The sequence below is a fragment of the Saccharopolyspora spinosa NRRL 18395 genome, assembly GCF_000194155.1.
Classification (GTDB): Bacteria; Actinomycetota; Actinomycetes; order Mycobacteriales; family Pseudonocardiaceae; genus Saccharopolyspora; species Saccharopolyspora spinosa.
The window spans coordinates 2,814,168-2,836,925 of the sequence record NZ_GL877878.1; the positions used below are offsets into that span (position 1 = coordinate 2,814,168).

General features: G+C 69.3%; 27 protein-coding genes and 1 tRNA gene. 6 read left to right on the top strand and 22 right to left on the bottom strand.

What is annotated here, in order from left to right; all coding sequences use genetic code 11:
* Positions 1-207: 207 nt before the first annotated feature.
* The 4 genes from SSPN_RS0114130 to dnaG all read right to left on the bottom strand — a co-directional run bounded on the left by SSPN_RS0114130 (position 208) and on the right by dnaG (position 3,645).
* Positions 208-280: transfer RNA gene (locus tag SSPN_RS0114130), tRNA-Asn, on the bottom strand.
* A gap of 111 nt (positions 281-391) precedes the next feature.
* Positions 392-1,150: a trans-aconitate 2-methyltransferase gene (locus SSPN_RS0114135; protein WP_029535320.1), complete on the bottom strand. Its 759-nt coding sequence runs from the start codon at positions 1,148-1,150 to the stop codon at positions 392-394.
* Between the two features lie 66 nt (positions 1,151-1,216).
* A complete protein-coding gene (locus SSPN_RS0114140) occupies positions 1,217-1,756 on the bottom strand; it encodes a hypothetical protein (RefSeq protein WP_010695619.1) in 540 nt (179 codons plus the stop codon).
* On the bottom strand, positions 1,753-3,645 hold the full coding sequence (gene dnaG, locus SSPN_RS0114145) for a DNA primase (protein WP_010695621.1): 1,893 nt from the start codon (positions 3,643-3,645) through the stop codon (positions 1,753-1,755). The genes SSPN_RS0114140 and dnaG overlap by 4 nt, the downstream gene beginning before the upstream one ends.
* Positions 3,646-3,713: 68 nt before the next feature.
* Between dnaG and SSPN_RS0114150 the strand changes: the two genes are divergently transcribed.
* Positions 3,714-4,607, top strand: coding sequence for a sigma-70 family RNA polymerase sigma factor (locus tag SSPN_RS0114150; protein WP_010695623.1), 894 nt, complete (start codon positions 3,714-3,716; stop codon positions 4,605-4,607).
* A 260-nt stretch (positions 4,608-4,867) separates the two neighbouring features.
* Entirely contained in the window at positions 4,868-5,413 is a 546-nt protein-coding gene (locus tag SSPN_RS43775; protein WP_010311817.1) for an IS110 family transposase, read from the top strand.
* 995 nt (positions 5,414-6,408) lie between these two features.
* Here the strand turns inward: SSPN_RS43775 and SSPN_RS0114170 are convergent.
* The 5 genes from SSPN_RS0114170 to SSPN_RS0114190 all read right to left on the bottom strand — a co-directional run bounded on the left by SSPN_RS0114170 (position 6,409) and on the right by SSPN_RS0114190 (position 11,723).
* Complete coding sequence (locus tag SSPN_RS0114170; protein WP_010695631.1) at positions 6,409-7,503, bottom strand: serpin family protein; 1,095 nt, start codon at positions 7,501-7,503, stop codon at positions 6,409-6,411.
* A 286-nt stretch (positions 7,504-7,789) separates the two neighbouring features.
* On the bottom strand, positions 7,790-7,975 hold the full coding sequence (locus SSPN_RS0114175) for a hypothetical protein (RefSeq protein WP_010695634.1): 186 nt from the start codon (positions 7,973-7,975) through the stop codon (positions 7,790-7,792).
* A gap of 172 nt (positions 7,976-8,147) precedes the next feature.
* Positions 8,148-9,452 (bottom strand): deoxyguanosinetriphosphate triphosphohydrolase, encoded by a 1,305-nt coding sequence (locus SSPN_RS0114180; protein ID WP_101376470.1) that lies wholly within the window; start codon positions 9,450-9,452, stop codon positions 8,148-8,150.
* 68 nt (positions 9,453-9,520) lie between these two features.
* Positions 9,521-10,177, bottom strand: a complete 657-nt coding sequence (locus tag SSPN_RS0114185; RefSeq protein WP_237710543.1) for a YdcF family protein — start codon at positions 10,175-10,177, stop codon at positions 9,521-9,523.
* A 160-nt stretch (positions 10,178-10,337) separates the two neighbouring features.
* Positions 10,338-11,723: a glycine--tRNA ligase gene (locus tag SSPN_RS0114190; protein WP_010695640.1), complete on the bottom strand. Its 1,386-nt coding sequence runs from the start codon at positions 11,721-11,723 to the stop codon at positions 10,338-10,340.
* A 283-nt stretch (positions 11,724-12,006) separates the two neighbouring features.
* Between SSPN_RS0114190 and SSPN_RS0114195 the strand changes: the two genes are divergently transcribed.
* Together SSPN_RS0114195 and SSPN_RS0114200 are read left to right on the top strand one after the other, a co-directional pair.
* Complete coding sequence (locus SSPN_RS0114195; protein WP_010695643.1) at positions 12,007-12,471, top strand: ArsR/SmtB family transcription factor; 465 nt, start codon at positions 12,007-12,009, stop codon at positions 12,469-12,471.
* Entirely contained in the window at positions 12,468-12,893 is a 426-nt protein-coding gene (locus SSPN_RS0114200; protein ID WP_010695645.1) for a Fur family transcriptional regulator, read from the top strand. The genes SSPN_RS0114195 and SSPN_RS0114200 overlap by 4 nt, the downstream gene beginning before the upstream one ends.
* Positions 12,894-13,069: 176 nt before the next feature.
* Here the strand turns inward: SSPN_RS0114200 and SSPN_RS58390 are convergent, their stop codons facing one another.
* Complete coding sequence (locus SSPN_RS58390) at positions 13,070-13,213, bottom strand: hypothetical protein (protein ID WP_010695647.1); 144 nt, start codon at positions 13,211-13,213, stop codon at positions 13,070-13,072.
* Positions 13,214-13,224: 11 nt separating this feature from the next.
* Between SSPN_RS58390 and SSPN_RS62590 the strand changes: the two genes are divergently transcribed.
* The gene (locus SSPN_RS62590; RefSeq protein ID WP_202798820.1) at positions 13,225-13,530 is read left to right on the top strand and encodes a zinc ribbon domain-containing protein; all 306 of its coding nucleotides are present in this window, start codon (positions 13,225-13,227) and stop codon (positions 13,528-13,530) included.
* On the opposite strand, the gene SSPN_RS43785 is transcribed toward SSPN_RS62590, so the two are convergent.
* From SSPN_RS43785 to recO, 6 genes are all read right to left on the bottom strand, one after another.
* Entirely contained in the window at positions 13,430-13,831 is a 402-nt protein-coding gene (locus tag SSPN_RS43785; protein WP_202798821.1) for an RrF2 family transcriptional regulator, read from the bottom strand. The genes SSPN_RS62590 and SSPN_RS43785 overlap by 101 nt on opposite strands.
* A gap of 227 nt (positions 13,832-14,058) precedes the next feature.
* On the bottom strand, positions 14,059-14,757 hold the full coding sequence (locus SSPN_RS0114215) for a TIGR03943 family putative permease subunit (RefSeq protein ID WP_010695651.1): 699 nt from the start codon (positions 14,755-14,757) through the stop codon (positions 14,059-14,061).
* Complete coding sequence (locus SSPN_RS0114220) at positions 14,757-15,761, bottom strand: permease (RefSeq protein WP_010695654.1); 1,005 nt, start codon at positions 15,759-15,761, stop codon at positions 14,757-14,759. The genes SSPN_RS0114215 and SSPN_RS0114220 overlap by 1 nt, the downstream gene beginning before the upstream one ends.
* Before the next feature lie 209 nt (positions 15,762-15,970).
* Positions 15,971-16,399 (bottom strand): hypothetical protein, encoded by a 429-nt coding sequence (locus SSPN_RS0114225; protein WP_010695655.1) that lies wholly within the window; start codon positions 16,397-16,399, stop codon positions 15,971-15,973.
* The gene (locus SSPN_RS0114230; RefSeq protein WP_010695657.1) at positions 16,399-17,241 is read right to left on the bottom strand and encodes an isoprenyl transferase; all 843 of its coding nucleotides are present in this window, start codon (positions 17,239-17,241) and stop codon (positions 16,399-16,401) included. Before SSPN_RS0114230 ends, SSPN_RS0114225 begins: the two co-directional genes overlap by 1 nt.
* Positions 17,242-17,307: 66 nt before the next feature.
* Positions 17,308-18,105, bottom strand: a complete 798-nt coding sequence (gene recO, locus SSPN_RS0114235; protein WP_010695659.1) for a DNA repair protein RecO — start codon at positions 18,103-18,105, stop codon at positions 17,308-17,310.
* Positions 18,106-18,220: 115 nt separating this feature from the next.
* On the opposite strand from recO, the gene SSPN_RS0114240 reads away from it, so the two are divergent.
* Entirely contained in the window at positions 18,221-18,583 is a 363-nt protein-coding gene (locus SSPN_RS0114240) for a DUF4190 domain-containing protein (protein WP_010695661.1), read from the top strand.
* On the opposite strand, the gene SSPN_RS0114245 is transcribed toward SSPN_RS0114240, so the two are convergent.
* From SSPN_RS0114245 to SSPN_RS0114270, 6 genes are all read right to left on the bottom strand, one after another.
* Positions 18,580-18,999, bottom strand: coding sequence for a DUF2752 domain-containing protein (locus tag SSPN_RS0114245; RefSeq protein ID WP_010695663.1), 420 nt, complete (start codon positions 18,997-18,999; stop codon positions 18,580-18,582). The two genes, SSPN_RS0114240 and SSPN_RS0114245, sit on opposite strands and share 4 nt — an antisense overlap.
* Positions 18,996-19,388: a CD225/dispanin family protein gene (locus SSPN_RS0114250; protein WP_010695665.1), complete on the bottom strand. Its 393-nt coding sequence runs from the start codon at positions 19,386-19,388 to the stop codon at positions 18,996-18,998. The genes SSPN_RS0114245 and SSPN_RS0114250 overlap by 4 nt, the downstream gene beginning before the upstream one ends.
* A 69-nt stretch (positions 19,389-19,457) precedes the next feature.
* Complete coding sequence (locus SSPN_RS0114255; RefSeq protein ID WP_029535323.1) at positions 19,458-19,892, bottom strand: CD225/dispanin family protein; 435 nt, start codon at positions 19,890-19,892, stop codon at positions 19,458-19,460.
* A 128-nt stretch (positions 19,893-20,020) separates the two neighbouring features.
* Positions 20,021-20,929, bottom strand: a complete 909-nt coding sequence (gene era, locus SSPN_RS0114260) for a GTPase Era (RefSeq protein ID WP_010695670.1) — start codon at positions 20,927-20,929, stop codon at positions 20,021-20,023.
* 134 nt (positions 20,930-21,063) lie between these two features.
* On the bottom strand, positions 21,064-21,429 hold the full coding sequence (locus tag SSPN_RS0114265) for a hypothetical protein (protein WP_010695671.1): 366 nt from the start codon (positions 21,427-21,429) through the stop codon (positions 21,064-21,066).
* Entirely contained in the window at positions 21,422-22,744 is a 1,323-nt protein-coding gene (locus tag SSPN_RS0114270) for a hemolysin family protein (protein ID WP_029535324.1), read from the bottom strand. Before SSPN_RS0114270 ends, SSPN_RS0114265 begins: the two co-directional genes overlap by 8 nt.
* Positions 22,745-22,758: the final 14 nt, after the last annotated feature.

The window sequence follows — 22,758 nt, forward strand, 5'->3', positions numbered from 1 at the left end:
GTCTGATAGTGCTTCGTATGGAACTACGTGGGTTTCGGCAGCCACACGATGATGACCTGACCAGATGTGCACATCGCCCAACAGGCCGCCAAAGCCCCGGCTTACGCCCGCAGCGGCGCAGCTCCGTGATTCTGCGCCTTTTCTGCACCCTCGGGGGACAAATCGGGCACAAAAAGAGAAGCCCAGGCCGTATGACCTGGGCTTTTGCTCCTCCGACTGGACTCGAACCAGTAACCCTTCGGTTAACAGCCGAATGCTCTGCCAATTGAGCTACGGAGGAATATTTCGTTCTCGTCAGCCCTCGTCGCGCTGACGAGAACTACTCTAGCCCATGCCCTCAGACCGCCTCACCGGACCCCCCTGTTGCTGATCCAGACGACGAACCCGCTGGTCAGCGCCGGTGGGCCACGACGAAGATGCGGCGGAACGGGAACCAGGTCGTACCGTCGCGTCGTCGCGGGTACGCCGCCACCAGGCGAGGTGCCAGCTCCGCGCGGAATTCCGCCCACTCCGCGTCGTCCAGCGACGCCCGGATCGGGCGCAGCGCCGTGCCCGTGACCCACTCCAGCACCGGGTCGGCGCCGCTCAGCGCGTGGACGTACGTCGTCTCCCAGGTGTCCACCTCCGCACCGAGGTCGGCGAGCGCGTTCGCGTAGCCGATCGGCGACAGCACCGCGTCGGATCGCAGCACCTCGCCAACCCTGTCCCGCCAGCGCGACTCCGCGACCAGTTCCCGGATCGCCACGTAGGACGGAGATTCGAAGTTGCCCGGCACCTGGAAGGCGAACCACGCCCCGGCGGGCAGTTGGGGCAGCCAGCGCTGCAGCAGCTCCAGGTGTTCCGGCACCCATTGCAGGACCGCGTTGCACAGCACGACATCGGTGTCCGGCAACGGTTTCCAGTCCCGGACGTCCTCCTGCCTCGCGGCCACCCCGCGGGCCTGGGCCGCCGCGACCATCTCCGGCGACGCGTCCGTGGCCTCGACCACCGCCTCGGGCCACCGATCGGTCAGCAGCGAGGTCAGGCTCCCCGCGCCGCAGCCGAGATCCACGACCCGGCGGGCCCCGGTCGCACCGACCCTGGCCAGCAGGTCGTGGGCCGGGCGGTCGCGCTGGTCACTGAACGACAGGTACTTCTGCGGATCCCACACGTCCACACCTCCGTATACAGTACGCTCGTACTGTATATTTGGGGCTTCGGCGGTGTCGAGCGGAAATCAGTCCGGCCCCGGGCCTTTCGCCTCCCGTAGGCGCTCGGCGACGGTCGCGGCGAACTCGGCCACCGCCGCCTCGTCCGCGTCCCGGTCGGCCCGCACCTGCAGCACGATCCCGTCCTCGCCGGGCACCTTGCGCTGCACGAACCACGCTCCCCCGCCGGGCAAGTCCCGGTGGTGGCGGGAGCGGATGGACTGGTTGACGCGCTCGTGCACGACGTCGGGCAGCCGCCCCGGCTCGGCCAGTTCGAGCCGACGGCCCGGCTGGTCGCGCAGCAGTACCGCGCCGCCCGCCGAACCGGCTTCCTCGGCCTCGATCACGGTGAGCACGCCGTTCCTCCAGGTCGCCTTGCTGAGCAGGTGCCAGCCGAGGCGGCGGCCTTCCGGCAGCCACAACCCCAGGTGCGTGGCGACCAGCGCTCCGTCGGCCGTCTTCGCCACCGCCAGCACGTGCTCCTCGGCCTCCAGCGAGCCGGGGAACTCCGCCGGTACCTCGGCCGTGCCGCTCAGCCGCGCGACGAACCGCCGCAGCCAGGCGATCACAGCGTCCCCATCGCCTGGTCCAGCAGCGCCTTGCGGTAGCCCTCCAACGCCACCATGTCGCCGAACAGCGCGTTGTACTCCTCGGCGTCCTCCAACGGCGACATCCGCTGCACCCTGGACTTGATGTCCGCGATCTGCCTACTGACCAGCCGCTCCTGCAACCGGGCGATCAAGGCCGCGACATAGCGCGGATCCTCCTCCGACTGGTTCTCCAACTGCTCCACCGAGAGCTCGGTGAGCAGGTGCCGCGCGACCTGGCTCTCGCACTGCTGCGACACCGCATCCACGAACGCCGCGCCGGACAGGCCGGACACGGTGCCTCCCGCTGCCAGCAGCGCCCGGTGCAGCTCGGTGTAAGCGGGCTCGGTGAACGCTTCCTCGGGCAGCGAGTCGTACAGCGGGCCCGCCAGCGCAGGCACCTGCAGCGCCGCCTTCAACGCCTCCCGCTGCAGGAAGCGCGGATCGTGGCGGGGCGGGCGCTTCGGCAGGTCGATCTCCATGCCCAGCGACTGCTGCGACTGGTCCTGCCGCGGGCGTCGCCGCGACGAACGGGTGGGGGCACCGGAGCTCTGCCGCACCTGGCGGACCACCTGGTTTTCATCGTTCCAGCCCGCCCACCAGGCCAGCTTGGTGGCGTAGCCGTCCCGGCTGGCCGGGTCCTTGATCTGCGCGACCAGCGGCACCGTGCGCTTCAGCGCCGCGACCCGGCCGTCGACGGAGTCCAGGTCGTACTCGGTGAGCAGGCTGCGGATGGCGAACTCGAACAGCGGCCGACGGCGGGCGACCAGGTCACGCACCGCCGCGTCGCCCTTGGCCTCCCGCAGCTCGCACGGGTCCATCCCGTCTGGCGTGATCGCCACGTAGGTCTGGCCGGCGAACTGCTGCTCGCCGTCGAACGCCTTCAGCGCCGCCTTCTGGCCAGCCTCGTCGCCGTCGAAGGTGAAGATGACCTCGCCGCGGAACGCATCGTCGTCCATCATCAGGCGCCGCAGCACGGAGATGTGGTCGTCGCCGAAAGCCGTGCCGCAGGAGGCCACCGCCGTCGGCACTCCGGCCAGGTGCATCGCCATCACGTCGGTGTAGCCCTCGACCACCACCGCTTGGCGCCGCTTGGCGATATCCCGCTTGGCCAAGTCGATACCGAAGAGCATCTGGGATTTGTTGAAGATCGGGGTGGCCGAGGTGTTGACGTACTTGGCCTCGATCGGGTCGTCGTCGAAGATCCGCCGCGCGCCGAATCCGACCACGTCGCCGCTGAGGTCCTTCAACGGCCACAGCAGGCGCCGGTGGAACCGGTCGATCGGGCCGCGGCGCCCCTCCTTGGACAGGCCGCACTTGATCAGCTCGTCGAGCTCGAAGCCCTTCATCAGCAAGATCTTGGTGAGCTTGTCCCAACCGGCCGGGGCGAAGCCGCAGCCGAAGCGCTCGGCCACCGCCTCGTCGAAACCGCGCTGCGCCAGGTACTCCCGGGCCTTCAGCGCTTCCGGCGAGCGGAGCTGCTCGGAGTAGAACTCGGCGGCGATGCGGTGCGCTTCGACCATCCGGGCGCGCGTGCCGCGGTCCCGCTTCGGTCCCGGGGTACCGCCCTCGTACTGCAGTTGGAGACCAACCCGGTCGGCCAGCCGCTCGACGGACTCGACGAAGCCGAGGTGCTCGATCTTCATCAGGAAGGCGATGACGTCGCCGCCCTCGCCGCAGCCGAAGCAGTGGAAGGTGCCGTGGCTGGGCCGGACGTTGAACGACGGCGTCTTCTCGTCGTGGAACGGGCACAGGCCCTTCTGCGCGCCGCCGCCGGCGTTGCGCAGGGCGACGTACTCGCCGACCAGATCGTCGATCCGGTTGCGATCGCGCACTTCGGCGATGTCGCTTTCCCGGATCCTGCCTGCCACGCACCCAGTCTAGGGGCATTGTGATCGTCACGGTCGAGGTGGCTTGCCGGTGCGGCAGAATCGCGGCTGTGCCCGCCACGAACGCCACCCTCGCCGCAGAATTCGACCAGCACCGCAGCCGGTTGATCGGCATCGGCTACCGGCTCACCGGCCGCCTCGCCGACGCCGAGGACGCAGTCCAGGACGCCTGGCTGCGGCTGGCGTCGACCGACCGCGAGAGCATCCGCGACCTGGGCGGCTGGTTGACCACCGTGGTCAGCCGGCTGTGCCTGGACCGGATGCGTTCGGCCGCCGTCCGACGCGAGCAGTACGTCGGGCCGTGGCTGCCGGAACCGCTGGTGACCTCGCTCGACGACGATCCGGGCGACATCATCGCGGTCCGCGACGACCTGCGGATGGCCGCGCTGCGCGTGCTGCACGAACTGCCACCGGACCAGCGGTTGGCGTTCGTGCTGCACGACGGGTTCGACGTGCCGTTCGCCGAGATCGCCGAACTGCTGAAGTGCAGCGTGGCGGCGGCGCGGCAGTACGCATCGCGGGCGCGCCGGGCGATGGCCGAAGCGGACCCGCCGGAGCGGGTGCCGCTGCCCGAGCAGCAGCGGGCGCTGGACGATTTCCTCACCGCGGTGGCCTCGAAGGACATCGACGCGATCACCCGGGTGCTGCACCCGGCGGCAGCGGTCTACGGCGATAGTGGCGGCAAGGCCCGCACCGCGCGTCGCCCGGTGGTGGGCGTCGACAAGGTCGCCCGGTTCATCGTGGGGCTCATGGAGAAGTACGGCGACGGGCTGGTCGAGAACATCCGGCCGGTGCTGGTCAACGGCGATCTGGGGGTTCTGTTCAGCGGCTCCGAAGACGGCAAGGCAGCGCCCCGCGTGTTCAGCATGGCGGTGCGCGACGGCCGCCCGGCGCAGATCTTCGACATCGTCAACCCGGACAAGCTCACCCGCGTCCCCTGGTAAGTACCGGGCCCCCGCCTGCCCAGAGACCGTGAGCGCTGTTGGGTGCGGTAGCAGCTGTTTGGGTGTTGGTTGAAGCGAACGGACAGTGATGATGTGTGTAGTGACGCCGCTGGTGGGTCTGACCCTCGAACGGTCACCACGCACGCGGCCGGACGGGCGTTTGTGATCTCATAGGAGCTTGGCCAAGAAGCCCCGTCACTGTCTTGTCCACCCGCCCGACCGGCGCGTGCCGCCCTCGGAACGGACTGGCAAGGACGGACATGACCAGCATGACGCACAACGCCCCGCAGATCACCGGTGGAGTCGACACCCACGGCCTGACCCACCACGCCGCAGTGATCGACTCGATCGGCCGGCACCTGGCCGACCAGGAGTTCCCGGCCACCATCCGCGGCTACCGGGACCTGCTGGACTGGACGCGCTCCCACGGCGACCTGGTCGCGGTGGGGGTGGAAGGCACCGGCGCCTACGGCGCCGAGCTGACCCGGGTCCTCACCGCGGCCGGGGTCGCGGTCGTGGACGTGGACCGGCCGGACCGCACAACGCGGCGGATGAAGGGCAAGTCCGACCCGATCGACGCCTACGCCGCCGCAACGGCCGTGCTTTCCGGGCGGGCCACCGGTATCCCCAAGAGCCGGGACGGGGCGGTCGAGGCGGTGCGGGCGCTGCGGATCGCGCGCCGCAGTGCGATCGCCACCACCCTCAAGGCGATGAACCAGATCCGCGGCGGATGGAAAACCCCTGCCGAGATCCTCGAACATCACCTACAATCGCCCCAAACAAGCGGTGTTGCCACGACCGCTTGAATCCGTCCGCTCGCAGATCTCCGCCAAAAGGCACAACCGTCTACCGGTCTCCGGCATCACTGGGAAACTCGCTGGTCGTAGGGTGATGGCCGACGGAGGTTACTGCGGCAACCTGACGCGATCACGTTTTACCAGAAACGACTCACGGGCCGAGCGGTCGGCTCCGAGCTTTGGAGCCGGAGAGAGACCGATGCCCCTTTTCTTCTATTGGCAGGGTTAAGGGGGCACACTTGCCGGGCTTCCCCGGTGGAATGTCGTGTTTTGCTGGCAGTGTCGCTCTGATGTCGCGGGTGCGACGCCGAACGCGCGCATGACGAGAATCCGTGAGGGGCGATGTTTGGCTAGGAACGTTGGTTTCTGCTGGCGGCCCCACGGCGGGTTCCGGAGGCCGGGGAGGGGGGTTTTTGGCTGGATTTGCCAAGCTCGCTCAAGACGAATCGTCCAGGTGGGGCCGGAGACGTTCACTTGTATGACCGCTGCGCGGGGCGTCGGGCATTCATACCAAGTTCAGGAGCGCGGCACGGATCGATTCGACACCCCACCACAGGCCCACCTTGTGGAGGTCCTGGTGTTCTGCAATGAACTCCGCGAAGCGATGTGGCCGGTCGATCCCGGCCGCGAAGAAAGCCGACGCTGCTTTGAGAGTCGCGTTGTCACGCCCTGGTTCTACGTTCTTCCGGCGTAGTTGTTGCAACTCCGCCGACTCTTCCGACGCGAACAGGCCATCCGCCTCACACCAACAACCCCGGCACCCACACCAGACTGAACGAAGCGAACGGACCGTTCGTGCCGCCTAACGACGCGAACAGGCCGTTCGCTTCACATCGGTTGGCGAGGCGGAACGAGACCGCGCCCGTTGGGATCGCCACCGAAACCTCTAGGCAGAACGGGTTTTACAGCGGCCTCTGCAGCACCCAACGGGCTCACGGACTTCTACCTGCGGTTCTAATCAACTTTCCCGGCCTATTGCCGGAGCCTCTAAGCAGGCCCCCGGCTCAGCTGGGGTCGGTGACTCGGGCCAGGAAGTAGAGGGCTCCCGTGGTCTGGTGGCGCACCAGGAATAGGAACGGTCGGTCCACTTCGACGCGGATCGGGTCCGGCTCCCGGACGATCGCGGTCAGCCGCATCATCATCGCCGTCGCCGCAGCGCCTTCGAGGCCGCTCTCGTCCACTTCCAGCACCGACTGGTGCATGATCATCGAAACTCGCAGCGGCTGATCTGTCAGCGGCGAAAAATCCGCCGCTGGAGTGAACAGCGCACGCACCCCGAGCGCGCCGAGCGGGCTGCTCAGCTCGGCGTCGCCGGTGACGTCGAACTTCGGCAGGAACAGCTCCACCCGCTGCTGCTCGACGGCGACCAGCAGCCTGCGCAGCCGCGCCGCGTCGAGATCCGGTTCGGACGTCGCCAGGTCGGCGTCCGGCAGCAGTATCACGGCCTCGACACCGCCTGCTGCGGGCAGGCTGACGACCTGCCATCTTTCCGCTGCGGCGTAGCCGAGGCGCCGGGTGGCGTGCATGGTCTGAACTTCGCGGTCGCCAGCCGGGGCGTGGAACGGCCGCCGACCGGTGGCTTTCTCGTCGAACGCCTCCCGCCACGAAACCTTCAGGTAGAGGGCGTTGACCAGGGCCGCGACCGTTTCCGGGTCGACCGAACCGGCGGGCAGCAGCTCGGGGATCAGTTCACGCGTCGTCTCCGAGACGTCCGCGTTGATCAGCTGCCGTGCCTCCTCCGGGGCCGCCCGGAACGGCGCGTTGCGCACCGCGCTTCCGGGCCAGTCCTCCAGCGCCGACAGGTAGGACTGCTCGACCAGGAGACCCGCGTGCGTCCACAGCGTGTTCGCCACCGCCAGCACAGGCGGCTCGGCGGCTCCACCGGCGGAGAGCTCGGCGGCGCCGCTGAGCAGTTTCAGCAGCCCGGCCGGGTCGTCCCGCAGCGCGGCGACCAGCTCGTCCCTGGTCTGACCGCTGGTCGCGGTCGCGGCCAGGCCGAGTGCGCTGGCCACCGAGTAAGGCGACCAGCAGAACGGGGTGTCCACCGGCGGAGCTAGCCGTCGGTGCAGGGACAGGCTGAAGTCGAGGTGTTCGCTCACGGCCGCTGGGCTCCGTTCCGCGTCGGCTGACTCGGGCTGATCCCGAGTCTGCCAGCCGAACGGCCGACACCGCTCGCACCGGCGCTGGCGGATTCTCGCCCACTCGAGCACCGGGGCGTGGGGGCCGCCAGCGGTTCGGCCGCGCAGGACGAATGGTGTTGCGCCCGAAGTGAAGCGAGCGGCCATTTTCGCGCGAAATCGCCGCCTGGAGCACCGTCGTCGACGTGAGCTTCCAGCCGCCGTTGCCACCCGCACCGCCAAGCGGAACAAGTCGGGAAACTCGTTCCTAGCTGATGGATTCCTCGATGTCAGAGAGGCCCATCAGGCGGAGCTCCTGGGCGATGTAGTCGGCCGCTTGCTGGGCCGCCGGATCCTGCCACCGCAGGTCCCGGACCCAGTCGGCCAGGTTGTCGGTGTTCACGTACGGCTCGCCGCCGACGACGAGCTTCTGGATGTAGTGCCGGTTGCGCATCGGGGTCTCCTTGCGGCCCGGGGCTTCGGGGCCGGGCCGCGGGCTGTCTCCGCATCGGACAGCCGGACGGGGATCGGGGGCGTGCTGTCGGCGGTCGGGACCCGCCGATTAACACTCTGAGTAAGAATTCTGCGGGAAAATCCCAGATCAACTCTCCCCTTTCGGATTAACATCACATCGGATTAGCCACGTTCCGTACATGATTTCGATGCCAGCCGATCGCCTGCGCGTCCGTCAACGACGAAACCTGGTCCAGCACGACGCGCAGCCGGGCCGCGTCGTCGCCCGCCCGGCGCCAGGCCGAGGCCATCGCCGGGTCCAGCGAATCCGGGGCCCGCTCGGACAACGCCCACACCAGCTCGGCCAGCAGCGCCCGCTGCCGCTCCTGCATCCGCAACCGCTGCGGATCGCTCATCACGTACCGCAGCGCGACTGCCTTGAGCACCGCGACCTCGGCCACCACCGGTTCGGGCACGACCAGCTCCGCGCGGTACCTGGTCAGCGGCCCGGGCCCGAAGCGGTCGGCCGTCCCGGTCACCGCCGCGGCCACGAACCGCCCGACGAGTTCGCTGGTGAGCCGTTTCAGCGCGACCTGCGCGCGGAACGTGCCGTCGTAGTCCAGCACCGCGGCCACCACCGGCCACCGCACCAGCTCCGACGCCGCGTGTTCGAGCAGCCCGGCGGTGTCCCCCGAACCGTCGCCCCAAAATTGCTTGGCCGCCATCCGGACGATCTCCGCCCGCTCATCGCCGCTGGTCAGCGAACGCAGCGAGATCCGCCCCGACAGCACCCCGTCCTCGACGTCGTGCACCGAGTAGGCGACGTCGTCGGACCAGTCCATGATCTGGGCCTCCAGGCACCGGCGCGCGGGTGGCGCGGCTTCGCGCAGCCACTCGAACACCGCCAGGTCGTCCGGGTAGACCCCGAACTTGGCCTGGCCCGGGCGCTTCGGCCACGGGTACTTCGTCGCCGCGTCCAGGCACGCGCGGGTCAGGTTCAGGCCGCGACCGACGTCACCCGATTCGGCCAACTTCGGCTCCAACCTGGTGAGGATGCGCAGGGTCTGCGCATTGCCCTCGAAACCGCCGCAGTCGCCGGCGAGGTCGTTCAGCGCCCGCTCGCCGTTGTGCCCGAACGGCGGGTGCCCGATGTCGTGCGCGAGCCCAGCGGTGTCCACCAGATCCGGATCGGCTCCCAACGCGGCGGCGATGCCCCGCCCGATCTGCGCGACCTCCAGCGAATGGGTCAGCCGGGTGCGCGGCACATCGCCCTCTTCCGGGCCCACGACCTGCGTCTTCCCCGCCAACCGGCGCAACGCCGCCGAATGCAGCACCCGCGACCGGTCTCGCGCGAACGGACTCCGGTCATCGGAACGGGCGCCGGCGGGCACCGCGACCTTCGGCGGCTCGGGCAGCAGCCGCCGAAGGTCGTGCGCGTCGTAGCCGGGCATCGCGCCCGTCGGGTCTCCGGAGCTCATCGCGCTCAGATTACGGCCAGAACCCGACACATCGCGGCAGCGCAGCGGGGCCTGTCGCGCGCCGTGCCTCAGCCCAGCCCGTCGCCGGAGATCTCGGACGGGGCGTGCGTCAGGCGGTAGTACATGAGTGCGCCGGTTTCCCGGACGATGTACTTGAACTGGACCTCGCGGGTCTGCACCACGGGGCCGGACCGGGCCGGGGACGCCCACGCCGTGAGCCCAAAGTCGTTGGCCATCGTCCGCGCCCGCAGCGAATGCCAGGGGTCGCTCACGATCAGCGCGCTCGTCCAACCACGCTGCTGGGACAGCTCGGCGACGGCCTGGAGGCTGCCCAGCGTGTCGCTGCCGACATCGACGTCCACGATCTTCCCGGAGGGCACCCCGTTGTCCATCAACCACTTCTTGCCGGCCTGCGCCTCGGTGTAGGCGTCACCGGGCAACCGGCCGCCGACCGTGACGATGTACTTGGTCAGGCCGTCCTGGTAGAGCTCCAAGGCCTGGTCGAGCCGGGCGGCCAGCACGTCCGAGGGCTTGCCGTGGTACTGGGCGGCACCGAGCACGACGACGATGTCGACCGGCCGCCGGTCGTCGGCGCGGGCCACCTGCCACACGCGGAACGCGGTGCCGCCGATCACCAGCAGCACCACCAGCAGGGCACCGACCACCGCGCGCCCCAGCAGCCGACCGACGGGTCGGCGCCGATGGGCGGCTCGATGAGGGCTCACGTTGGCATCCTCGCAGATCTTCGGGAACCACCGACGACGATCCGGGGCCGGCCGCACCGGGCGGTTCGACAGGTCCGGAAGCGCAAACCTTCTCAAGCGCTCCCAGACGTCGGGCCGACGACGTCCGAGGACGCCGCCGGCCCGAACCGGCGCACCAAGCTCAGCAGCCGAGCAGGCGGACCGCCAGGTACTCCTCCAGCTTGTCGATCGCCACCCGCTCCTGCGACATCGTGTCGCGCTCGCGGACGGTGACCGCGTGGTCGGACAGCGAGTCGAAGTCGACCGTGACGCAGAACGGCGTGCCGATCTCGTCCTGCCGCCGGTAGCGGCGACCGATCGCACCGGCGTCGTCGAAGTCGACGTTCCAGTTGCGGCGCAGCTGCGCGGCGATGTCGCGGGCCTTCGGCGACAGCTCGGCGTTTCGCGACAACGGCAGCACCGCCACCTTCACCGGCGCCAACCGGCGGTCCAGCTTCAGCACGACGCGCTTGTCCACGCCGCCCTTGGCGTTGGGCGCCTCGTCCTCGTGGTAGGCGTCGATCAGGAACGCCATCATCGGCCGCCCCACACCCGCGGCCGGCTCGATCACGTACGGCCGGTACCGGGAGTTGCTGGCCTGGTCGAAGTACGACAGGTCCACGCCCGAGTGGTTCGAGTGCGTGGTGAGGTCGAAGTCGGTGCGGTTGGCGATGCCTTCCAGCTCACCCCACTCCTGGCCGCCGAACCGGAACCGGTACTCGATGTCGACGGTGCGCTTCGCGTAGTGCGAGAGCTTTTCCTTGGGGTGCTCGTAGTTGCGCAGGTTCTCCGGGTCGATGCCCAGGTCCGTGTACCAGCGGGTGCGCTCGTCGATCCAGTACTGGTGCCACTGCTCGTCCTCGCCGGGCTCGACGAAGAACTCCATCTCCATCTGCTCGAACTCGCGGGTCCGGAAGATGAAGTTGCCGGGCGTGATCTCGTTGCGGAACGACTTGCCGATCTGGCCGATGCCGAACGGCGGCTTCTTGCGCGCGGTGGTCATCACGTTCGCGAAGTTGACGAAGATGCCCTGCGCGGTCTCCGGCCGCAGGTAGTGCATCCCCTCCTCGCTCTCCACCGGACCGAGGAAGGTCTTGAGCATCATGTTGAACTCGCGCGGGTCGGTGTACTGGCCGCGGGTTCCGCAGTTCGGGCACGGGACGTCGGAGAGGTCGTCCTCGGCGATCTCCTTGCCGGTGCGCTCGGCGTACTCCTCGGCGAGCTGGTCGGCGCGGAAGCGGTGGTGGCAGGAGGTGCACTCCACGAGCGGGTCATGGAACGCGGTGACGTGCCCGGAGGCCTCCCAAACCGGGCGGGGCAGGATCACCGACGAGTCCAGGCCGACGACGTCGTCGCGGCCCTGGACCATCGACTTCCACCACTGGCGCTTGATGTTGTCCTTGAGCTCGACGCCGAGCGGTCCGTAGTCCCAAGCCGACCGCGTACCGCCGTAGATCTCGCCGGACGGATAGACGAAACCACGGCGCTTGCAGAGATTGACGATCGTGTCGATCTGGTCGGCGGGCACGTTCACTCCGGAATCATCACTGGATTTACGTCGAACCAGCTGGTCGGGCTGGAGTTTCCCAGCGTACCGATCCCGGACCGGGTGACGTTCGCCCGGGCTGGCCATCGGGTGGCGCGAGGCCACTGGCCGAGCGTGCGGTATTGATGTGACAGGTCAGGTGGGACGTACCCGTAGGATGGGGTGCGTGGAGCGTCCCCGCCCGCAGGCCGCCGTTCGGGCGCCTGCGCGGCCGCCGCAACCGCAGTCAGGCGACCCCGCGTCGAGGCTCGCCGGAAAGGAAACGATGCCCGCCGTCAGCCCGGATTCCGAGCCGGCCCGGTCGACTGCGGGCCTCGCCCTGGACAGCACCGCCGACCACGTGCACTCGCCGGAGCGCGCCGCGCGCCCGGTCCCGCTGCGGGACCAGCGGATCCTGGTCGAGGCCGGGGAGCTGCTGAGGGCGCTGGCCGCGCCGGTACGCATCGCGATCGTCCTGCAGCTGCGGGAGGCTGAACGCTGCGTGCACGAGCTGGTCGACGCGCTCGGCGTCGCCCAGCCGCTGATCAGCCAGCACCTGCGGGTGCTGAAGTCCGCCGGGGTCGTCCACGGCGAGCGGCACGGCCGGGAGGTCGTCTACCGGCTCGTGGACGAGCATCTGGCGCATATCGTGGTGGATGCCGCCGCGCACGCGGAGGAGATCTCCGGCACCCGGTCGCACGGTCCGGCGCCACGTTCCATCGCATCCCAACAGGAGACGGAGACAGCGTGACCACCGGCGAGGGTCCCACGGTCGGCGTACCGGGACTGCGGGCCACCAAGCAGCGAGCGGCTGTGTCGAACCTGCTGGACCAGGTCGACGACTTCCGCTCCGCCCAGGAACTGCACGAGGAGCTGCGGCGGCAGGGCGAGGGCATCGGCCTGACCACGGTCTACCGCACGCTGCAAACCCTGGCCGACGCGGGCGAGGTCGACGTGCTGCGCACCCCGACCGGCGAGGCGGTGTACCGGCGGTGCTCCAGCCACCACCACCATCACCTGGTGTGCCGGCACTGCGGCCGGACCGTGGAGGTGGCAGACCCGCCGGTAGAGAACTGGGCCGAGCGGATCGGCCAGGAACACGGCTTCTCCGACGTCAGCCACACGGTGGAGATCATCGGCAGCTGCCCGGACTGCACCGCCCGGGGCTTCTGATGTTTCGGGATTCCTGACTCGTCTTGCGTGGCGGTGCCGGTAGCGGAACCTCCGACGCCTTCTCGGCTCCGGGATCCCCGACTTGTGCATGACCGAAGCATCGGGGCCGTCCTCGCGAGAAGACCCGCGGCGGTGCGAGCTGCGAGGGTGGGCTAGACGAGTAAGTCTGAATACGATCAGTGATCGTAGGCGGTGAGTGAGCGAGTGACTGGCTGGCCGGTGCGGCCGTCGCCCAACGCACCGAACGCGGCATTGCTCTGGAGCAGCTCCAGGGCATCCGTGAGCTGGTCACGGTTCGACGCGGCCAGCAGGCCCGACAATCGTCCTGGCCGTGATCGACGTCGATGCGGCCAATACCTCGCAGCACTGTCCTCGCTGTCGTGACACCGAGAGGGCCAACCGGACCACTCGGGATGACTTCCTGTGTCGTCGGTGCGGTCTCGCTGGACCAGCCGACGTCGTCGCCGGGGTCAACGTGCGCGACCGCGCACGCCCGGCGTGGGTATTTGTCAAACATGTCCCAACCGCTCGGTCCTTCATGGCCGAGTATTGGACCGGCTCTGCCACACCTCCGGGCTGTGGGTGCGTCCGGCCACGGCGACCGGGAGGTCGTCGTGCACCAGGTCGGCCAGGGTGACCTCCTCCAGCACTTCCCGCAGGCTGCTGCGAACGGCGATCCATACCCGCTGCAGAACGGCCACCGAAGGTTCGTAGCGGACATCCTCCGGCCGCACTCCGTGCACGCTCACCAGCGGCCCGTCCACGGCCCGGATCACGTCCGCCACGGACACCGCTTCCGCCGGGCGGGCCAGCACCCAGCCCCCGGCCTGGCCGCGCCGACTGGCGACGATCCCGCTCCGGCGCAGGTCGGCCAACACCGCCAGCAGGAAGTTGCGCGGGATGTCCTGGGCGACGGCCACATCTTCGGCCCTTGCCACTTTTCCCGGCGACAAGCCGAACCGGCCAGGTCATCGTCGATTTTGACGTAGAGTGCGATCACGAGGGTGTCCAGGTCTGTCGTCACAAACGGATCATGGACACCCTCGCCTCATGCTCGCAGGAATTTGGAATTACTCGTCTAGCGGCTGCGCCGTTTCAAAGACAACGACCAGACCACCAGCTCGTATGGCCTATGAGAACTGGTCTGGTCAGTACTCGTAGGTGTTCAGTACTCGTAGGTGTCTTGCGGGGTCGGGATCGGGCGGATCAGCGCCGTCTCCAGCGTCGGGACGTAGTCGTTGGCTTCCGTAGCCGTTCCCGGTCGCAGCTTGCCCGTCACCTCGATCCAGGTGTCCGCCGGGAGCTCCGCCGCTTGCGCGGCGGCCGCGAGGTCGACCTTCACCGGGGCCGCGTCCGCGGCGCAGCAGCTGATGCGCATCCTCGCGAGCTGCGTCGTTCCCGGTGTCGGATGCACGACGAAGCCCTGGAGGCGCACCGCCCGGCCGTTCAGCGCACCGCTGTCGTCCCAGATGACGCGGGTGACGAACTCCGACAGGCTCAGCAGCGGCGCCTGCTCGGGCGGCAGGCTCGGGAACAGGGATTCCTTCGGCGCGGCCGGCGCCACCATCCGGTCGCGGGTCACCGAGTCGGAGCCGAGGGCGGGTGGGGCGATCAGGAAGATCGCGAACACCGGCAGCAACAGCATCCAGGGACTCCGCGAGTTGTGCTCGTGCCACCCGGGCCCACTGGCCCGGACGTCGCGGACGATCGCGAACGCCGACAGCGCGATCATGACCACCCCCGCGACTACCAGCCACGGGAACAGCGCGGGCTTGACGTAGCGGAGGTAGCTGCCGCCCAAAGCGATCTTGAGCAGCGCGCCGCCCAGCAGCAACAGCAGCAGGTTCTGCGTTTCCCGGCGCATCACGCACCTCCCAGCAGCAGGGCGCCGACGGCGACCGCGCAGCCGACGGCGACCACGAACGTGGCGGGTGCGAACCGGGCGGCGAAGCGGCGGCCGAAGGCACCGGACTGCAGCGCGATGAGCTTGAGGTCCACGGCCGGCCCGACGACCAGGAACACCAGCTTCGGGATCAGCGGCAGGCCCGGCATCGAAGCCACCACGAACGCGTCGGCCTCGCTGCACAGCGCGAGGACCACCGCGAGCACCGCCATGACCAGCACACCCAGCACCAGCTGACCGCCGAGCGACTCCAGCCAAGCCGCGGGCACCAGGACGTTGAACACCGCGGACGTCAGGCCGCCGAGCACCAGGAATCCGCCCGCCTCGACCAGATCGTGCCGGGCGGACTCGGCGAACACCACCCACCGGCTGCCGGATCCGCGGTGCGCCTCGACCCGATGCAGCGCCCGCTCGGCGAGCCATTCCGCCTTGCCGAGCCGGGCCCAGAGCCAGCCCATCACGCACGCCGTCAGCAGTGACCCGAGGAATCGCGCCACCACCATCAGCGGCTCGTCCGGGAAGGCGACCGCGGTGGAGACCAGGACGATCGGGTTCACCGCCGGGGCGGCCAGCAGGAAGGCAAGCGCCGCGGCCGGTGCGACGCCCTGCTGCATCAGCCGTCGCGCGACCGGCACCGAAGCGCACTCGCAGCCTGGCAAGGCCACGCCCGCGACACCAGCCACCGGCACCGCGACGGCGGGGTTGGCGGGCAGCAGCCGACGCAGCGCCTCCGGCGGGACGAACGCCGCGATCAACCCGCTGACCAGCACGCCGAGCACTAGGAACGGCATGGCTTGCACGCAGACGGCGACGAACACGGTCGAGCCGGTGCGGAGCGCGGGGACGTCGAGCAGTGTGCTCAGCTGCTGCTGGAACACCGCCGCGACGACCAGCAGGCCGCAGAGCACCTCCAACGAGGTGATGATGGGGCGCCGCGTGCGCGGCGGGTCGGCGATCTCGGTCACCGGGTCATCGTGCCAGTTCGAACTGATAATCGTTCGCACTAGGGGGCGAAACCACCCCCACGTCTCCCGGCACCGACACCATCGCCCCTGCTCAAGCGGCGTGCTTGCCGCCGGACCGACACACCGACGCGTCCCCCGGCTCCGTGACGACCCGCAATTTGAAGGTCCGATTTCCATTGAAATTGCGGTCCAACCCCCGTCCGGGGGGGCTAGGTGGCGGTGCCCTCGGATTCGGTCAGCAGCTCGGTGCGCAGTTGGGACGCCGTCGCGACCACCAGCATCAGCAGGGTGCCCAGCGGAGTCGCCGCCATCCCCTCCGCCGGGAAGGCGTAGCGCAGGGTCACGTCCATGCCGCGCTCGGTGCGGACCACCCCGAGCGTGCCGAACAGACCCTGCCCCGCGCGTTCCGCGACCGACTGCGCGAGCTCGTCGGTGGCCGGCAGGTCCCAGGCGACCACGCAGGTCAGGCTCAGCACCGTCAGCCCCTCGGCGAGCTGCATCGCCTGCACGGCGCATGGGACGTCGGAGTGTCGGAAGGTGAGCGCGCCGTCGTCGTCGACGTGCACGTCGTGGTAGTTCTCCAGCGCTTCCTTCGCCGCGGTCAACAACCGCGCGGTGGCTGCGGCTTCCTGGGTCATCAATTGCCCTCCCGGGCGACATCGGCGGGCGCACCGGCCGCCGCCCTATCGATGGCTCCGCCGAACCGCCGGTCCCGGCGCGCGTACGCCTCGCACGCGTTCCACAGGTGCCGGCGGTCCACGTCGGGGAACAGGGTGTCCTGGAAGACGAGCTCCGCGTAGGCGGACTGCCAGAGCAGGAAGTTCGAGGTCCGCTGCTCACCGGACGGCCGGATGAACAGGTCCACGTCCGGCATCTCCGGCTGGTACAGGTAGCGGGCGACGGTGCGCTCGTCCACCCGGTCCGGGGTGATCTTGCCTTCCGCCGCCAACTTGGCGATCTCACGCACGGCATCGCCGATCTCGGCCCGGCCGCCGTAGTTGACGCACATGGTCAGGTTCATGACCTCGTTGTGCTGCGTGCGGACTTCCGCGGCCTGCAACTCGTTCACCACGCTGCGCCACAGCCGCGGCTTGCGGCCCGCCCAGCGCACCCGCACGCCCATCTCGTCGAGTTCGTCGACGCGTCGCCGGATCACATCGCGGTTGAACCCCATCAGGAACCGGACCTCGTCCGGGCTGCGCTTCCAGTTCTCGGTGGAGAAAGCGTACAGCGACAGCCACTTGACGCCGATCTCGATCGCGCCCCTGGCCAGCTCCAGCACGACCGCCTCGCCGCGCTTGTGTCCCTCGATGCGCGGCAGCCCGCGCTCGTTGGCCCAGCGGCCGTTGCCGTCCATCACGATGGCGACGTGTTTGGGCACGAATTCCGGTGGCAACGCCGGCGGCTTCGCGCCGGAGGCGTGCGGTTCCGGCGTCCGCACGGTCAGGTCGTCCTTGCCCCGCCCACGGCGTCGCAACATAACTGGGTTCTCCTTCGGACTGCTGGGCGTGCGTGCTCATTGTCCTCGCCCCGGTCGGTCATCGGTTCAGCGCCCGTCCTCGGCAGCGGCGACCAGCGCGACATCGGCCGCGCGCTCCTGGATCAGCTCCGGCACCGTCCGTTCGACCAGCGGCAACGACCGCAACTGCCGTTCCATGTGCCACTGCAGGTGCGCCGCGATCAAGCCGCTGGCCTCCCTGCGGACCGAGTTCGAGGCAGTCTCCGCGGACGGCCAGTCACCGTGCAGCAGGCATTCCATCAGCGGCAAGGTTTGCACCGAGGGCCGCACCGAACCGGCCGGCCGGCACCGGACGCACACCGCGCCGCCGGCCTGCACGTTGAACGCGGCGTGCGGGCCCGCTTCACCACAGCGCGCGCACTCAGCGAGCGCCGGCGCCCAGCCCGCGAAGGACATCGCGCGGAGCAAGAAGGCGTCCAGCACCTGCGAGGAGTCGCGTTCCCGCCCGGCCAGCGCGCGCAGCGCGCCGATGGCGAGCAGGTAGAGCCGCAACACCGGCTCGCCTTCCTCGGCGGCCAGCCGGTCGACGGTCTCCAGCACGGCGCAAGCCGCGGTGTAGCGCTGGTAGTCATCGACGATTTGCACGCCGAACGCGTCCACGGTCTGCACCTGGGTGATCACGTCGAGCGTACGACCGGTGTAGAGCTGCACGTCGACGTGGCAGAACGGCTCGACCCGCGCGCCGAAGCGCGACGTCGTCCGGCGCACGCCTTTGGCAACAGCCCTGACTTTCCCGTACCGCCGGGTGAGCAGGGTTATGATCCGGTCTGCCTCGCCCAGCTTCTGCACCCGCAGCACGACCGCAATATCCCGGTAGAGGCTCACCCCCTCATCGTCGCACCTTCGTGCGAGTTCCCCGCCGAGAAGGCGGAGATTCGAGGGATCCGGCTCGCGTCATGGAACGTCCCAGGTGTGCGCCGTCAATCACTGAGAGGAAGAGATGACCTACCCGCACGACCCGCAGAACCCGTACCAGCAGCAGGTACCGATCGTCGTCGGGCCGGGTTATCCGATGATGCCGCGCAACAACGGCATGGCCATCGCCTCGATGTGCGTTTCGCTGGCGGCGATCTTCACCTGCTACGGCGCGATTCTGATCGGGCCGGTCGGTGCGATCCTGGGCCACGTCTCGATGCGCGAGATCAATCGGAATCCGCAGGCCTACACCAACCGCGCAATGGCGCTGACGGGCATCATCGTCGGGTGGGTCGTGCCCGCGCTCTGGGTGCTGTTCATCACGTTCATGATCCTGGCCGCGACCGGTGTCCTGGGCAGCGGCCTGCAGAGCTCGTTCAACGACTAGACGTAGAGCGCTGTGAACGGCGGGAACGGCAGGTTCCTGATCACCGCCCAGACGGCGATCAGGACCAGCCCCGCCATCGGGGACCAGCGCCACTGCTCCCAGGTAGGGATGCGCCGCCCCTGCCAGCGGCCCAGCACCCAGGCGCCCCAGGTCCACAGGAAAAACGGGATGAACGCGATCAGCGCCGCGTTGTAGTGCAGCGCCGACAGCACGTCGCCGTGCAGCAGGCTGTAGAACAAGCGCGTCGCGCCGCAGCCCGGGCAGTCGAGCCCGGTCAGCCACTTGACCGGGCACGGCGGCAGCGGGAAACCCGCGTCGGACGTCGGGTCGGCGGCCAGCACGACGCCGGCCGCCGCGCAGCCGACGAGCACCGTCCCCGCCGGGAGCAGCATGGCGCGCAGCCGCGTCGCGGTCATTGCGTCGTTGCTACCAGGCTGCCGATGAGTACGGCGTACACGATGAAGAAGACGACGTAGGCGAGGATCAGCAGCCCGTAGGCGCTGGCACCTACGATGATGCCGATCTTGCCCCACTTCTTGGCCTCGTCCGCGGCCAGCTGAGCCTGGTTGAACTGGCCCTGGGCCCACAACGAGTTGACCGCCAGCGACTTGATCAGCGACGGGATCCCGAAGGGCCAGCACACGAGGATGCCGCCGATGGCCCACCCCAGGTTGTTGTTCACCGGCACCGGGGCGTATCCGAACTGCGCCGCGTAGGGTCCCGGCCCTGGCTGAGGCGGTGGTGGTGGCAGTGGCGGTGGCGGCTGCTGCGCCGGCAGGCCGGCGGGGTCGGACGGTTCGGTCATGGCCTCACCAGGGGACTCGGGCATGCCGTTGCGGCCAGCGCTCGGCTGGCCGCAACCACACGACTTTGATCAGTAGGAGGAGCTCACCGAGGCGGCGACGATCACGAAGAAGATCACGTAGATCAGGATGATCAGGACCCACCAGGCGGCACCGGCGATGATCCCGATCTTGCCCCACTTCTTGGCGTCGTCCGCGGCCGCCTGGGCCTGCGCGTACTGGCCCTGGGCCCACAGGTTCTGCACCGAGGTGGCCTTGATCAGGGACGGGATCGCGAAGGGCCAGCACAGGAAGATCGAACCGATGCCCCAGCCGATGTTGTTGTTCGGCGGGGCACCACCCATGCCGGGCTGCGGCGCGTAGGGGTTCGCCTGACCGTACGGATCGGGCTGGCCGTAGGGCTGCTGCGGCATCGGGCCCGACGGCGGACCGTATCCGCCCGGCTGCTGGCCGTACGGCTGCTGCGGGTTGGGCCCCGAGGGCGGGCCGCCATAGGGATTCGTCACGATTTTTCCTTTTAGTGGTCAACAAAAGAAGCCGATACGTCCTTGCCGTGCGCAAAGACCGGCCAGCAACGTACCTGAGACGCGCACGCATTTCGGCGGGTTCCCGGGAATCCGCCGCGAAGTTGTGATCAGAACCCCAGTTTGCGCAGCTGCTTCGGGTCGCGCTGCCAATCCTTGGCGACTTTCACGTGAAGATCAAGGTAGATTTTGGTGCCCAGCAGCGCCTGGATGTGCTTGCGCGCCTGGGTGCCGACGGCGCGCAGCCGCTCCCCGCCGCGGCCGATGACGATCGACTTCTGGCTGGAGCGCTCGACGTAGAGCACCGCGTGCACGTCGATCAGGTCGTCGCGGTCTTCGCGGGGGATCATCTCCTCGATGGTCACGGCCAGCGAGTGCGGCAGCTCGTCGCGCACCCCCTCCAGCGCCGCCTCCCGGATCAGCTCGGCGATGAGCGTCGTCTCCGGTTCGTCGGTCAGCTCGCCGTCCGGGTAGAGCTGCGGACCCTCCGGCAGCTGTCCGACCAGCAGATCGGCCAGCACGTCCACCTGGAAGGAGTCCACTGCCGACACCGGCACCAGGTCGGCGAACTCCATCACTTGCTGAAGGTCGAGCAGCTGCTGCGCCACCTGCTCCTTGCCGACCAGGTCCGTCTTGGTGACGATGCCCAGCACCGGGGTGCGGCGGGCCACCTTCTTCAGCTGCTCGGCGATGAACCGGTCCCCCGGGCCCACCTTCTGGTCGGCGGGCACGCAGAACCCCACCACGTCCACTTCGGACCACGTCTCGTAAACCAGGTCGTTGAGCCGCCGCCCGAGCAGCGTGCGCGGCCGGTGCAGGCCGGGGGTGTCCACGATGATCAGCTGCGCGTCGGGGCGGTGCACGATGCCGCGGATGGCGTGCCGGGTGGTCTGCGGTTTGCTCGAGGTGATCGCCACTTTCGAGCCGACCAGGCGGTTCGTCAGCGTCGACTTCCCCGTGTTGGGGCGGCCGACGAAGCAGGCGAATCCGGAGCGGTGCACATCTGCGGAGCTGGTCACCGCACCATTGTGACCGGCCCACCCTGGCCCCAACCCACCGGGCAACCCCGGCGCCGACGAACCCGCGCAGTTTCAATTGAAACTGACAACCCCACCCGCACTTGGGACAGTTTCAGTTGAAACTGCGCCGATGGCTACGCCTGGAGGACAGCGACGACGTCGCCGCGGGCGTCCGCGCGGAGGATCGTCGCCGTGCTGGTGAGGTCGCGGACCGCAGCCGCGGAGTCGGCGTCGACGGAGTCGGCGTCGGTGACGACCGCAGCCGCCTCCAGACCCTCGGCGCCGCTGGCGACCGCCGCCGCCACCGCCGCCTGCAGGGCCGTCAGCCGCAGGGACGGGAGGGCGACCGTGCACGCCGCGTAGGTCCGGCCGTCGGTGTCGCGCACCGCTGCTCCCTCGGCCGCTCCGGTGCGGGCCCGGGACGACCGCGCGAGTGTGACGATCTTGGCGTCCTCCGGGTCGATCTCCTGCGGAGCCACCGATTCGACGTGCTCAGCCACGGGCGTTGCTTCCCTCCTGGTCGGCACCGCTCAGCGGTGCTTGATCTGCGTTCACTGGCCGGACCAGCAGCGCGTTGATGCGAATCCGCCCGCGGTGGTCCTTGCCGCCCTCGGCGCGCAGCCGTAGCCCGGCGATCTCGGTCTCCGCCCCGGGCAGCGGCACCCGGCCGAGGCGCTGCGCCAGCAGCCCGCCGACCGTCTCCACGTCGGAGTCGTCGAGCTCCACGCCGAACAGCTCGCCGAGGTCTTCGACCGGCAGCCGCGAACTCACCCGGATGGTGCCGTCGTCGAGCCGCTCGATGGGGCGGTGCTCCTCCAGGTCGGACTCGTCGGTGATCTCGCCGACGATCTCCTCGATGATGTCCTCAATGGTCAGCAGCCCGGCGGTACCGCCGTACTCGTCGACTGCGATGGCCAGGTGGCTGCGGGACAGCTGCATCTCGCCGAGCAGCTCGTCCAACCGCTTGGTGTCCGGTACGAAGCTCGCCGGGCGCATCAGCTCCGCCACCGCCGGACCGGCCTCGTCGCGGGCGTCCAGCACGGCGCGGGTCAGGTCTTTGAGGGTCACCACGCCGACGATGTCGTCGACGCTCTCACCGATCACCGGGACGCGGGAGAACCCGGAGCGCAAGCACAGCGCCAACGCCTGCCGGGCGGACTTGGTCTGCTCGATCCAGATGATCTCGGTGCGCGGCACCATCACCTCGCGGGCGAGGGTGTCGCCGAGCTCGAAGACCGAGTGGATCATCTCTCGCTCGCCCGCGGCCACCACGCCGCGCTCGCCAGCGAGGTCGACCAGCTCGCGCAGCTCCACCTCGGTGGAGAACGGGCCCTCCCGGAAGCCCTTGCCGGGGGTGATCATGTTCCCGATCAGGATCAGCAGCCTGGTCAGCGGGTTGAGCAGCCTGGCCAGCACCCGCACCGGCGCGGCCACCTTGAGCCCAATGCCGTAGGGGTGCTGCCGGCCGAGGGTGCGCGGGCCGACGCCGACCAGCACGTAGGACGCCACCAGCATGATCAGCCCGGCGATCACCACCGCCCAGGCCTCGGAGTTGGCCATCCGGATGGCGACCACGGTGACCAGCACCGTGGCACCCATCTCGCACGCCAGCCGCAGCAACAGCAGCAGGTTGACGTGCCGGGGCCGGTCCGCGAGCAGCTGCGCGAGCTGCTTGGCGCCGCCGCGGCCCTCGCGGACCAGCTCGTCGACGCGGGCCCGGGAGGCCACGGCGATAGCGGACTCGGAGGCCGCGAAGACCCCGGCCGCCAGCACCAGCAGCACCGCGATGATCAGGAACGCAGTGGAACCGGTCACGGCCACCGCCGACT